Source organism: Hyphomonas sediminis (assembly GCF_019679475.1).
Taxonomy (GTDB): Bacteria; Pseudomonadota; Alphaproteobacteria; order Caulobacterales; family Hyphomonadaceae; genus Hyphomonas; species Hyphomonas sediminis.
The window spans coordinates 1131931-1144638 of sequence record NZ_JAIEZP010000001.1 but is presented as its reverse complement, the minus strand read 5'-3'; the positions used below and the strand labels follow the sequence as shown (position 1 = coordinate 1144638).

The window sequence follows — 12708 nt, the reverse complement described above, 5'->3', positions numbered from 1 at the left end:
GGGAAAGGAGGGGAACGCCTGGGCAAGGCGGAAAACCCGCAGGTTGCGGCTGGCCAAACGGCGCGGAGGCGGTATATAGCGGCGCTTTCGCTCTCGCAACTCAGGAACACTCCATGGCCGTTGAAATCGCAGCGGATATCCGCAGAGGCAACATCATCGAATACACCGACGGCCAACTTTATGTTGTCCTCAAAGCGGAATCCTTCCGCCCCGGCAAAGGTACACCGACGACCACCATCGAGATGCGCCGCATCTCCGATGGCATCAAAGTCGTCAATACTTTCAAGACCTCGGACAAGCTCGAGAAGGCCTTCGTCGAAGAAGTCGAACACACCTATCTCTATCCCGAAGGCGACAACTACGTCTTCATGAACAGCGGCAACTACGAGCAGGTTACTGTTCCCGGCGGCATGGTCGGCGACGGCGCGCCTTACCTGCAGGAAAACATGACCGTTAGCCTGCAGATGTTCAATGGCGAGGCGGTGTCCATCACCCTTCCCCAGCGCATTACCGCTGAAATCGTCGAGACCGAGCCAGTGGTCAAAGGCCAGACGGCCTCGGGCTCCTACAAGCCGGCAATCCTCGACAATGGTGTTCGCATCATGGTTCCACCGCATGTCGGCGTTGGAACGCGTGTTGTCGTCAATACGGAAGACGGAAGCTATCTAGAGCGCGCCAAAGACTGAACGAAAAGCAATGAAATAGCTGGGAACTGCAATCGGTTCTCACGCGTACGGATGTTTGTAGCACCAGTTGCTATGCCATCTATCTTGTACCCTGAGCCGGCGCCGATCGCGCCGGCTCTTTTTTTTTTGCCAAACATCCCTTCGTTACAAGGGCGACAGCCAACGGGTTGAAAACAAGTCGTTAACTCCGCGCCCGGATACTCGCGTCGATTGCATTACACGAAAGATGGATCACGCCGGGCGCCGCCAGGTGGTACACTTTCCTCGTCTGCAAATTGGGCGGCAGTCAGCTGCAGAGAGGAGCCCCCGTTGAAAGCCCCCCGGTCTGGCGATGATGAGACATAGAGCATGAACGAAGCGGAGTTTGTTGCCCAGCTGGAAGCCATGGTCCCGCATCTGCGCGCATTCGCGCGACAGCTCTGCAAGGGAGACGACCTCGCCGATGATCTGGTGCAGGAAACCTGCCTTAAAGCCTGGTCAGCACGGGAACGATTTGTCGACGGCGCCCCCATGAAGCCTTGGTTGTTTCGTATTCTTCGCAATGCCCATGCACAGCATTGGCGGCGCGCGTGGCGCTCCACGCAGCTTGATCCTGCTGGCGCTGAAAATGCGCTCGTTGTCCCTGCAAATCAGGAATGGGCCTGCGATTTCCAGACAATGCAGAAAGCAATGCAGCATCTGCCAGATACGCAAATAGATGCGGTACTGACCGTTCTCGTCGCTGGCTTCAGCTACGAAGAGGCAGGACACATTCTGGGCTGCAGCGAAGGAACCGTGAAGAGCCGCGTCAGCCGGGGTCGTGAAGCATTGGCCAGCATTATGAATGCGCCTGCCCGCCCTCAAATGGATCCGACTTCTGAGCCGCAGGCCGCCGCTCCTGAAAGCCCTAAAGCCGCCTGAAACCCGGACTGAGAACTCCGAGCCTCCCCGTTCTGGGGAAACCCGGAGCTTTGCGGCGACGACCACGCGTCCGATATCCGCATCAGCTAGCGCTTCTGCGCCAGTGTTTGGGTCAGGTGCGCACAGCCGGAACGACTGGCAACCAGACCACAGTCTTCGCATTCAAAGGGATGGGACCTGAAGCGAAGCAGGGACGCCGGAAGGAAGGCAGGTTTGCGCCCCGCTGCTGGAGGACGCTGAGATCACTGCACCCCCTTCCGGCTTCACCTACCTATACGCGGAAGCCAAGAATCCGTTCCGTCTATCAGCCCCGAAATGTGGAGATGAAAGCTTCACTCATGTTAACTCCGAAAGCTCCAAAGATTACCAATGCCGGAAGCCTCGCCATCAGGCGTGCGCTAACCTATAACAAGTAATCGCCGTGATAATTCGGGGCCGGCGTGAATGGCCACTCGGGAATGTCCTGAACGCGCAATTTACTGCGGCAGCCTTCCAGCAGGCACATGGCATCTTCATTCGGAATTTCGAGCAGGGTTGCAGCCTGTTCAGCGGTCATGCCAGCGCCCAGGCAAAGCGCAGCGATTTCCCGCTCCGGAAGCGTAAGCTGCATCAAGGTCGCCAACTGGTCGTCCGGGGTAACACGCCCCGCCAGAAGGGCATCATTCCGCTCATAGGCCGTTCTGAACATGCGCAGAAGCTCGGCGAAACAGGCTCCCGCTTCATCCACGACCCGATCCTCAGCCAAAAACAGCATCAACGCGTCTTCAACCAGCTCATCCGCCTCGTTGACGCTCCCCGTGGCGCAACGCGCGAATGCTCGCAATTGCCGGACGGCGAGCTCGAGAACGCCCCGGCTCGCCGCGAGCCGTTGCTGGTCATACTCCAGTTCGACATACTCGTCTGGCATCTCAGGTCTCTGAACTTTGACGCTCTTTTCCATGTCAGCCAAAGAACATACCAATTGCTACGACAAAGTTTCCGAACTGCCTCAAAGCTTCAATTGATGCCGCGCTCATAGCAACCCTGATAATGATTTGTTGTCAAAGCCACCCGGCCTTACGATTATCGCCCGAAACTCAACCACATGGTCAGCGGTTTCTGTCAAAATTCAGAAATTCACCCGGCTTGAAACGGCGCCATCGACGATCAGGTTTGAACCTGTTGTGTAGGAAGAAGCTGGGCTCGCCAGGAAAACAGCCGCATTGGCAATTTCCTGCGGCGTTGCGCATCTGCCGGTGGGATTTCGCGCATTAGCCTGCTCGAAAAAGTCCGGCGCATTGGTCTTGACCATGTGCCAGACACCACCTTCAAAGAACACCATGCCCGGTGAAACGACATTCACGCGAATGCGCTGCTTAGCGTATTGCCGTGCCAGGCCTTTTGCCATGTGGATGAGCGCGGCCTTCATCGGGCCATAGGAATCTGCGCGGTCAGCCTGCGCTGCAGAAACCGATGAAATGATCACAAAGGCTGCGTCGCCGTTCGCCTGCCCCGCTTTGGCGAGGAAAGGCTGAGCCGCATCAAACGCGTTCACCGCAGCAAGCACATCAAGCTGGAAGTTCTGCTCCCAGGAGGCAACATCATTTCCTTGGGCCATGGCGCCAGCATTCGAAATCAGCATGTCGATACCGCCGAATTGCGTGCCGGCGTCAGCAATCCAGGCCTTCAGCGCCGCACCATCGGTGACATCCACAGACGCACCGATTGCTTTCACGCCGAGCGCCGCAAGTTCGGTGACTACAGCAGCTACCTGCTCCGCATTGCGAGCGCAAATCGCGACATTGGTCCCCTCCCCGGCAAGCGTGTCCGCGATCGCGCGCCCGATGCCCCGCGTTCCGCCAAGAACTATGGCATTCTTGCCCTTCAAATTCAGATCCATAGCCGTTTCCTTCCCGGAGCTTATCCGGTGAATGTTACGGCCAATGACGCGCAATCCAACTCCCCTCAACCGATAAAGAGCGCAGGCGTCGATCAATTTTCAGAAAAATGGCGCACCCGAAGAGATTCGAACTCCTGACCCCCAGATTCGTAGTCTGGTGCTCTATCCAGCTGAGCTACGGGTGCTTGGCCACTTGAAGAAGCGGGACACATACAGTCGGGTTTGTGACCTTGCAAGCCTCAATTACCGGTATCTTGTGCAGTCTCTTCAGTTGCTGGTTCTGAAGGGGATGGCGCCGCGTCACCACCATCTGCCGCATCGTCGTCTTCTGCAGCAGGTTCAGGCGTCTCAGCAGCATTTTCAGGATCGGTCACGGCCTCGTCAGCTGGAATCTCGGGCTGACTTTCCGGCTCTGTGGAGACGACATCGGCTGGCGGACTGGCAGGCTCGAGCCCCGTCACGTCGCTGATCCATTCGGAAAAAGCCGACACGCGCATGTATACGCCCGGGCTTTCCGGGCGTGCGCACCCCATGCCCCAACTCACAATGCCAGCCTGAACTGGCTTGCGCGTCGCGTCGCGGATCACAAGCGGACCGCCACTGTCGCCCTGACACGCATCCGACCCGCCGATGCCGGCGCACAGCTGCATCTCCGGATCGATGCTCACGCCGGGATAGACAGCTGCAAGGCCCGCCTCATTGATGCGCGCGCGGACCTGCTGGTTGCAGACGCCGACATCGACCGCCGGGACGTATCCTTCCTGCAGCACCAGAGACGGCGCTCGCACATGGCGGCCCCCTCGCCCGGTGCCTTCCTGTCCCTGAGCCGTCTCGCCCAGCTTTCCGTATCCAGCAGCCAGAATATCCGCATAAGGGCGCATCAAGTCACCGGCGACGCCGGTCAGGCCATCAATCGGCATGGTGGGCCCGTCCCATTGACCAGCGATACGCAGGAGCGCGAGATCATATCCACGCTCTGGTTCCCCGGCGCGATAACCGGGATGAACAACAATCTGGCGCACGGCGAACACGGAATCACGCGGCACGATAGTCAGGTCACCCAATCCCACCGCGACCGCAAGAGTTCCGAAGCGGCTCATCTGGCCGTCGTCGCCCTCCATATATTGCGCCGCGCGGCCACTGGCCTCCATGCGCGCGCTTTCAACACAATGCGCCGCCGTGAGTGCCCATTCCGGCGCGATCATCGTTGCGCCGCACTCATGATAAATCCGGCTGCCCGCTACAGTTTGCAAAGAGGCCATGCCTGGCCAGTCTTCGATGTCGGCGTCCCGACCGGCAACCATACAGCTGCCGAGCGCGGAGAGTATGGCGGCCCCCACCGCCAGCTTGATGTATCTGTTCATCGGTTGTCCCTCCTACCGCTCCGCCTCATATACACCACGCGCGATAGCCCGGGCGAGAGTTCCGGCCGCAAGTTCGCCGAGCCGCGCGATGGCGAGGGGACGACTGCCCTCAACGGGCCGTGCCTGCGTTGAAATGACGAACACAACATCGCCATCTGTTGGTGCGAAGACAGGCCGGATCGCCCGCGCCATGCCGGCAAGCGACATCTGGGCAATGCGTTGCAACTCATCATGGCTGACCATGGCATCGATGGCGATGCAGGCAATGGTCGTATTCTCACGCGGGGTCGGATTTGCTTTCGCTGCGCCCCAATCCTCGGGATCGAACATCGTGTCAGCGCCAGGGCGCGCGCCGCCAAACTCTCCGGCTATTTCAAACGGCCACGCCCAGAAGGCATCTGAGCCGGGAATGCGGACAGATCCAAAGCTGTTGACCGCCGCGATGGCGCCGATCGTGAGGCCGTCGTTCGTTACGATGCTCGCCGAACCTGTACCGCCCGGTGCCGCACCAGCCTGAGCGCCCAAACCGGCACCAGCCTTACCGAGTACAACGCCCTTTCCGGCGCTATCGAACGCATTCCTGCCAAGAGCAGCATAAGGCGCAACATCGCCCCATTCCTTGTCGCCGCCATTAGCCAGGTCGTAGAGGATTGCAGTGGGCACGATGGGGGTCGCCGGCACACCCGGCCGCGGCACAAGGGCAAAGCCCCTCCCCTCCGCTTTCAGCCCCGCCATGACCCCATCGGCAGCCGCCAACCCGAAAGCAGACCCGCCTGAAAGGCAAATGGCATCAATACTGTCTGACACAAGCCGCCCGGCGGACAGCACATCGCTTTCGCGCGTTCCCGGCCCACCACCGGCGACACACACAGTCCCCATGACGGGACGATCCGGCACGATCACGGTAACGCCCGTGCAGGCCTGAAGGTCTTCGGCCTGCCCAACCAACACACCGTCCACATCCGTAATCAGATTGCGCAGCCCCGGTTTTGCCATTCTGTGAAGGCCCCTTCTGTTTCGGCGTTGCAGTGTCATAGGCGCTTGGCCTTGCACCAACAAGGATGGCGGCCTCGCTTGCACGACAAAGGGTGACTTGCGGGAAGAGCAGGTTTAAACCGGCGCTAACTCATAAAAAGACCGAAGGTGCTCCCGATATGCTGATCCGCACGTCTCTCCTCACCGCCACCACACTCCTGCTTGCCGCCTGCGCGCCGTCTGCATCTGCGCCGCCAGAAAGTGAAACGCCCAAGGCGTCGGAGACTGAAGCGCTTGGCGACATTTCCTGGACGAAGGGCGCCATGGTCGCCGCGGCGGATCCGCGGGCGGTTGAAGCCGGACTTCGAGTTTTGCGGGAAGGCGGAAACGCAGTCGATGCCGCCATCGCCGTTCATGCCGTACTCGGACTGGTTGAGCCGCAAAGCTCCGGCATCGGAGGCGGCGCGTTCATGGTCTACTACGACCGTGCACATGACGAAATCACTGTATTCGACGGACGCGAAACCGCGCCAGCTGCCGCAGGCCCGGAATGGTTCTTCAAAGACGGACAGGCGATGGACTTCGTGACGGCCTGGCAGTCAGGCCGTTCTGTTGGCGTGCCTGGACAGATCGCGCTCTATAAAACAGCCCACGAAGCTGCTGGACGCGCAGATTGGGCCAGCCTGTTTCAGCCCGCTATTGAACTCGCCGAAGACGGTTTTGAAGTTTCGCCGCGCCTTGCTGAAGTGCTCGCCTCAGAGCGCCTGCGCGCCATTATCCGTCTCGACGACAATCCGGTGACGGCGGCGTACTTCTACCCCGATGGCCAGCCTTTGGCGGCCGGCTTCCGCCGCACCAATCCGGCCTATGCTGCGACCCTCGCATCGATCGCGAATGAAGGCCCCGATGCCTTCTACCGCGGCGAAACCGCAGCCGAGATCGTGAACGCCGTCAATGAAGGCCCGGACGGCGGAAACATGACGCTGGACGACCTTGCCAGCTACGAGGTGAAAGTCCGCTCTGCCGTGTGCGGCACACTTCAATCGGGATACAAGATCTGCTCTGCGCCCCCGCCCAGCTCTGGCGGCGTTGCACAAAATCTGATCATGGGACTCTACGAACACCTGAAACCTGCTGCAGGTGTGAATGCGGATGAGAGCCTATACCTGAAAGCCTATGTGGACGCTCAGCGCCTTGGCTATGCCGACCGCGATCACTACGTTGCCGATGCAGACCATGTGACGGTGCCAACGGAAGACCTGATCAATCCGGTCTACATTGAGGCGCGCGCGAAAGAAGCGTTCGCGCCCGATGGCAAAGTATTCCCGGGAGATCCCGGCGTGGTTCTAGGTGGCGCGCCGCTGCGTCCAATGTGGGGGGAAGACCCGACAACGCCTGGCGCAGGCACCACACATATCTCCATCATCGATCTGGACGGTAACGCCGTTTCCATGACCGCAACGGTTGAGGCGGCCTTCGGTTCGTCCCGCATGACCGGCGGCTTCCTGCTAAATAACGAGCTGACAGACTTCTCACTCATCCCGGAAAAGAACGGAAAGCCCGTCGCTAACGCAGTTGCTGCGGGCAAGCGCCCCCGTTCGTCCATGTCGCCAACGCTTGTGTTCGATCCGGACGGCAAACTCTTCATGGTGACTGGCTCGCCAGGCGGCAATTCGATCATCGCCTATGTCTCCAAGACACTGGTCGGTGTGCTTGAATGGGGCAAGTCGGCTCAGGAAGCCGCAGCGCTTCCCAACGTGATCGCTCGCGGCGATACGATTGGCGTCGAGATCGACATCGCCGGCGGTCCGCAGGCAGCCGAAGCCCTACGTGATATGGGGTATACGGTCGAAGAGCGCACCGGTGAGAATTCGGGACTTCACCTCATCGTCGTGCGCGATGAGGGCCTCGAAGGCGGCGCCGATCCGCGCCGCGAAGGCGTCGCTCTCTCGCTTCGGTAACTTCCCATCCTTCCCGCTCAGGTCCGTCATGGCGAAACTCTACTTCTCGTACGCCGCCATGAATGCCGGCAAATCCACCATCCTCCTGCAAGCGGCCTACAACTACCGCGAGCGGGGGATGGAAGTCCTTCTGATGACCTCGGCGCTCTATCGCGACGCAGATGACGGACACATCAGCTCACGAATCGGCATTGCAGCAGAAGCAACGCTGTATACCGCCGCGACGAACCTTCTAGCCGTCGTCCAATCCCAGCTATCCGAACACAAGCTTGACGCAATTTTTGTGGATGAGGCGCAGTTCCTCACCAAGGATCAGGTCTGGCAACTCGCCCGCGTCGCTGACCATCTGGGCATTCCGGTGCTGACCTACGGCCTGCGCACAGACTTTCAGGGCGAACTGTTCGAAGGGTCCTCAGCCCTGCTGGCATTCGCAGATGAGCTTCGAGAAGTCCGCACAATCTGCGAATGCGGGCGCAAAGCGACTATGGTCGTAAGGCTCGGCCCTGACGGCAAGGCACTGACCGAGGGCGAACAGATCTCGATTGGAAAGGCGACCTACCTTTCCGTCTGCCGGCGCCACTGGGAAGAACGCATGGGACGCGAGACCGGCATCTGACCGCTGCCCCGAAACCGGCACAAAATTCGCATGTTCTGCCCGAACTGACGCATATTTCAGCCGCACGTCGGGCCTAGCCTCGATGATGCCTGAGGAATGGAGGGCATCACGATGCGAACCCCTGCAAACAGACCTCACCTGCCAATCGCTGCCGGCGTGGCGGCCCTGGCGCTCACCTTCATCCTGATCGGCCTGATGAAGCCCGGCCTCGCCTCGGCGCAGGAATCTGCAGGCCAGATCGACTATCAAGGCTTTGTCTCCCTCACTGCCGAAGCTGGTCCACATCGCGTAAATCGCCTCGTCGATATAAACGCGTTCAACGAATTGCGGTCCGATCCTGATACGCTTCTGATCGACGCACGCAGTGCGTCCGCCTTCGAAGCGGGACATATTGAAGGCGCAATCAACCTGAACTTCTCAGACTTCACCGAAGAAAAGCTGGCTGCCATTATCGGCAACAAGGACCGTCGCGTCCTGATTTATTGCAACAACAACTTCACCGATGACATCGCGCCCGTCATGCTGAAAAGCGCGCCGCTGGCGTTGAATATTGCGACCTATGTGAACCTTTACGGATACGGCTATCAGAACCTTTATGAGCTTGATGGCGCGTATTCCCTAGATGATCCACGCATCGGATGGGTGACCTCGGAAGGTTGAGTAAAACTAAATCGTTCATCTGACGCATTGCTTTTGCTTCGGGCCCACGTCAACTGACGCCGGAACACGAAAGACTTGGAGGTCTTGGGGCATGAGCGCCGACGCATCCGCCGGGCAAGCAGCACCGGTCAAGGTAAATCCGAATGGTCCCACCGAGGAAACTGTCCTCGCTGTGGAGCATTACACTGACAGGCTGTTCCGCTTCCGCCTGACCCGGCCGCAGAGCTTCCGCTTCAGGTCCGGAGAGTTCGTGATGATCGGACTCTACAAGGATGATGGCAAACCACTCTTGCGCGCCTACTCGATCGCCTCCCCCGCTTGGGATGAGGAACTGGAGTTTTACTCCATCAAGGTTCCAGATGGTCCACTGACCTCTCGGCTCCAGAAGATCCAGCCAGGCGACAAAGTTCTGCTCGGCCGCAAACCCACCGGAACGCTTGTTCTTGATGCGCTGACGCCTGGCAAACGGCTTTACATGTTCTCCACTGGGACGGGCTTTGCACCGTTTGCCAGCCTGGTGCGCGATCCTGACACTTATGAGCGCTATGAAGAGGTGATTGTTACTCATACCTGCCGCGATGTCGGTGAGCTCACCTACTCCCGCACACTGATCGACAGCCTCAAGGACGATCCGCTGGTTGGCGAGATGGTGGGCGACAAGCTGAAGCTCTACACTTCGACCACCCGCGAACAGCACGACCGCATGGGCCGCATCACCACCCTTATAGAAAATGGCAAGCTGTTCGAGGATCTGGGTGTCCCCGCGCTCGATCCGGCGACAGACCGCGCGATGATCTGCGGCTCCATGGAAATGATCCAGGACGTGAAAGCGCTGATGCTCAAAGGTGGCCTGACCGAAGGTTCGAATGCAGCGCCGGCAGAGTTCGTGATCGAGAAAGCGTTTGCGGGCTGATCAGCCCGCTTCGCCGCTACCCTTCTTCAGTTCCTGAACTTCAGCGCGGAGTTCCTGTATGAGCGCCATCAGCTCATTGTGGCGCCGGATGTCGTGCGCCTCCATTTCAGCATCCATCTCCTGTTCCTTCTCCAGAACCGTTTCGATGGCGCTGTCCTGAAGGGAATCGACGATCACCGCCGTAAAGAGGTTCAGGATTGCCCACACGGTGAACAGGATAAAGGGGATGAAGAACGCCCATGCCCACGGATATTCCGCCAGCAGGTCACGCATATGGCCATTCCAGCCTTCCATGGTGAGCACTTCAAACATGGTAAGCGCAGAAGCCGTCAGGGTAGAGAAGTTTTCCGTGTTCTGCGAACCGCTGAACAGATAGGTCGCCATCACTATGCTGACGTAGAATACGAGGCCAAGGATCATCAGGATCGCGCCCATTCCCGGCAACGCGGTCAACAGCGCTTCGGTGATGCGACGCATCGTTGGAATGAAGTGCAGCAGGCGCAAAAGGCGCAGCACGCGTAATGCCCGCAGGACAGAGAACGCCGATCCGCCCGGCACAAGCGAAACGCCGATGACGATGAAGTCGAACCAGTTCCAACCCAGCTTGAAAAAATTCAACCGATAGACCGCGAGCTTCAGCGCCAGCTCTGCAGCAAAGATCAGTGTCACTGCAGAATCAAACACATTCAGCGCAGTCACCAGCCATTTGGGCAGGTGTTCGGAATAGGTCAGAGCCCCCAGCACGATCGCATTCAAAACGATCAGCACCATAATCGCATCACGCACAATCGGCCGTTCGATGAAACGCTCCGGCGCAGAAGTATGCGTATTCAGGTCAAGCGTACCCTGTTTCATTGTCCCCTCGATTCGCTATCCGGGCGAGCCTTAGCCCCCCTGCCGGACCGATCAAGCAAAAGGAATGTGGCAGAAGTTTTGCCGGCGCGCCTGATCGCTATTTGCCAGAAACGCTGCGATGCGGATCGGAATGGTCCCATTCGGCCAGCAGCATTCGCAACGTCGAAATGAAGGCAATTGGCTGGTCCAGCATCACATGGTGGCGCGCGTGGGGCACGGAGACAAACGGCACCTGATACCCCATAAGGCTGCGCATATAGTCACCGACATCATCTGGCATCAGCGCGCTTTCCTCGCCGCGAATAATGGCAACTCGGCATTGCGCGGCCTTCAGCAGTTCTGCCGGATCATTGCCTGCCTCAAACCGGGTCCAGATCATCGGATCGAACTTCCAGGTCCAGCCGCCGTCTGCGCGCTTCAGGCTCCACCGGGCGATGTAATCCATGGCGTAGTGGTTTTCACACAGCTGCGGCGGAGCAAGCCGGAACCGGGCCAGCGCGGCGGCAAGATCAGGATAGATCCTGTGCGGACGGCTAGCTCTTGAGGGCCCGCCACGCGGACGCTCCGGCGGGTTCACCGGGCTATCGACGATCACCATCCCCTCAAACCGGCTGCCATGGGACGCGCCGGTCACCAAGGTTACAAAGCCGCCAAAGGAATGTGCCACAATGACAGGCTTGCATGGCCCATCGAAGAGTCCGGCAGCTTCTGCGACAGCAACTTCCTCCAACGAGAAAGTCTCCATGTCGTAACTTTCACGCCACGCGCTATCGCCCATGCCCGAGAAAGTCAGCGCCGCGACATTGTAATGCTCGGCAAAGTAGGGCGCGACGAAATCCCACCAATGCGCATGCGCGCCATTTCCGTGCACGAACAAAAGCCCGGGAGCCCCCTTCTTGCCCCAGCGCTGATAGGTAACTTCAGCGCCCTTCACAATGACGCTGCCCGTCTCGTAAGGCACGGCGACAGCTTCTCGGAACCAGGCGGGCGATGGCGGCAACGCGCCACCATACTCGGCGAGCGGACCGCCCTCAGACGGCATCTCGACAGGCTGGTCCTTGACGATGGGGCTCTTGTCTTTGCTCATCAGCGTCTCCTCCAAATATCAAATTTGAAGGTATATCCGCCTCGCGGCAAGCCTACCGCTACGTCAGAAGCGGCCAAACAAAAGGCCGGCGTTTACCGCCGGCCTCGAATGTATCCGATGAAGCTGCCAACCTCAGTATTTGACAGCGCAGCCATATGGCTTGGTCACAGGCGTCGCGACCGCTTCACCCGCCGCAAGATTGGCCAGCGCGGCGGTGACGTAATTGTCTGCCTTGGCAATGTCATTGACACGGGCCGATGCGATGGAGTCGATCGCGCCATCATAAGCCAACTCGCCCTCAGGCGTGACGACGAACATGTGCGGCGTCGTCTTTGCCCCATAAAGGCGGCCGATGTCGCCACTTTCATCGAGAATGACATGCGACGGCGCAGCATCGCGCGACGCGGTCAGTTCATTTGCCTCTTCAGGAGAAACGTGCCCCTGCGATCCAGGGCGCGAGGAAATAACAGTCAGCCACACAATATCATTCGACACTGCTGATTTCTGCAGCGACTGCATGTTCGAAGGCGGCGCCGAATAGTGCTTTTTCACGAAGGGGCAGCCATCATTGGACCACTCCAAAACCACCGTCTTTCCGGCAAAATCCTTGAGCGAGATGGTTTCCCCATCAGACGTTTTGCCGGTGAATGCAGGGGCCATCGATCCAGGTGCGGCCGATGGAGCGGCTTCGGCAGTTGAAGCGATCAAGGCGCCAGCCGTGAGGGCAACGGCCGCGGCCATGCCGGCAGCGAGGCTGAAATTGCGGCGGGAAAGGATCATTTTGGTCTCCGGTCTCGTCGAGAATTGTTGTT

Annotated in this window: 13 protein-coding genes and 1 tRNA gene; 6 read left to right on the top strand and 8 right to left on the bottom strand. The window is 59.2% G+C overall.

Annotation, left to right across the window (positions count from 1 at the left end; genetic code table 11):
* The first annotated feature begins 113 nt into the window (after window positions 1-113).
* Both efp and K1X12_RS05885 read left to right on the top strand, forming a co-directional pair.
* On the top strand, window positions 114-686 hold the full coding sequence (gene efp, locus K1X12_RS05890) for an elongation factor P (protein WP_220986693.1): 573 nt from the start codon (window positions 114-116) through the stop codon (window positions 684-686).
* 348 nt (window positions 687-1034) lie between these two features.
* Window positions 1035-1586 (top strand): sigma-70 family RNA polymerase sigma factor, encoded by a 552-nt coding sequence (locus tag K1X12_RS05885; protein WP_220986692.1) that lies wholly within the window; start codon window positions 1035-1037, stop codon window positions 1584-1586.
* Window positions 1587-1989: 403 nt separating this feature from the next.
* Here the strand turns inward: K1X12_RS05885 and K1X12_RS05880 are convergent, their stop codons facing one another.
* The 5 genes from K1X12_RS05880 to K1X12_RS05860 form a co-directional block, all read right to left on the bottom strand.
* The gene (locus K1X12_RS05880) at window positions 1990-2526 is read right to left on the bottom strand and encodes a hypothetical protein (RefSeq protein WP_220986691.1); all 537 of its coding nucleotides are present in this window, start codon (window positions 2524-2526) and stop codon (window positions 1990-1992) included.
* 168 nt (window positions 2527-2694) lie between these two features.
* Window positions 2695-3465, bottom strand: a complete 771-nt coding sequence (locus K1X12_RS05875) for an SDR family NAD(P)-dependent oxidoreductase (RefSeq protein ID WP_220986690.1) — start codon at window positions 3463-3465, stop codon at window positions 2695-2697.
* A gap of 108 nt (window positions 3466-3573) precedes the next feature.
* Window positions 3574-3650: transfer RNA gene (locus K1X12_RS05870), tRNA-Arg, on the bottom strand.
* Between the two features lie 54 nt (window positions 3651-3704).
* Window positions 3705-4829, bottom strand: a complete 1125-nt coding sequence (locus K1X12_RS05865; RefSeq protein ID WP_220986689.1) for a serine protease — start codon at window positions 4827-4829, stop codon at window positions 3705-3707.
* A gap of 12 nt (window positions 4830-4841) precedes the next feature.
* Window positions 4842-5825, bottom strand: coding sequence for a P1 family peptidase (locus K1X12_RS05860; protein WP_220986688.1), 984 nt, complete (start codon window positions 5823-5825; stop codon window positions 4842-4844).
* A 158-nt stretch (window positions 5826-5983) separates the two neighbouring features.
* Between K1X12_RS05860 and ggt the strand changes: the two genes are divergently transcribed.
* The 4 genes from ggt to K1X12_RS05840 all read left to right on the top strand — a co-directional run bounded on the left by ggt (window position 5984) and on the right by K1X12_RS05840 (window position 9954).
* A complete protein-coding gene (ggt, locus tag K1X12_RS05855) occupies window positions 5984-7765 on the top strand; it encodes a gamma-glutamyltransferase (protein ID WP_220986687.1) in 1782 nt (593 codons plus the stop codon).
* A 28-nt stretch (window positions 7766-7793) separates the two neighbouring features.
* Window positions 7794-8381 carry a thymidine kinase gene (locus K1X12_RS05850; RefSeq protein WP_220986686.1) on the top strand — a complete coding sequence of 196 codons (588 nt, stop codon included), beginning with the start codon at window positions 7794-7796 and terminating at the stop codon, window positions 8379-8381.
* Window positions 8382-8492: 111 nt separating this feature from the next.
* Window positions 8493-9041: a rhodanese-like domain-containing protein gene (locus K1X12_RS05845; protein ID WP_220986685.1), complete on the top strand. Its 549-nt coding sequence runs from the start codon at window positions 8493-8495 to the stop codon at window positions 9039-9041.
* 91 nt (window positions 9042-9132) lie between these two features.
* Window positions 9133-9954, top strand: coding sequence for a ferredoxin--NADP reductase (locus K1X12_RS05840; RefSeq protein WP_220986684.1), 822 nt, complete (start codon window positions 9133-9135; stop codon window positions 9952-9954).
* Here the strand turns inward: K1X12_RS05840 and K1X12_RS05835 are convergent, their stop codons facing one another.
* The 3 genes from K1X12_RS05835 to K1X12_RS05825 all read right to left on the bottom strand — a co-directional run bounded on the left by K1X12_RS05835 (window position 9955) and on the right by K1X12_RS05825 (window position 12676).
* A complete protein-coding gene (locus K1X12_RS05835; protein ID WP_220986683.1) occupies window positions 9955-10809 on the bottom strand; it encodes an ion transporter in 855 nt (284 codons plus the stop codon). It abuts the gene before it with no gap.
* 97 nt (window positions 10810-10906) lie between these two features.
* Window positions 10907-11896, bottom strand: a complete 990-nt coding sequence (locus K1X12_RS05830; RefSeq protein ID WP_220986682.1) for an alpha/beta fold hydrolase — start codon at window positions 11894-11896, stop codon at window positions 10907-10909.
* Between the two features lie 132 nt (window positions 11897-12028).
* Entirely contained in the window at window positions 12029-12676 is a 648-nt protein-coding gene (locus tag K1X12_RS05825) for a redoxin domain-containing protein (RefSeq protein ID WP_220986681.1), read from the bottom strand.
* Window positions 12677-12708 lie beyond the last annotated feature (32 nt).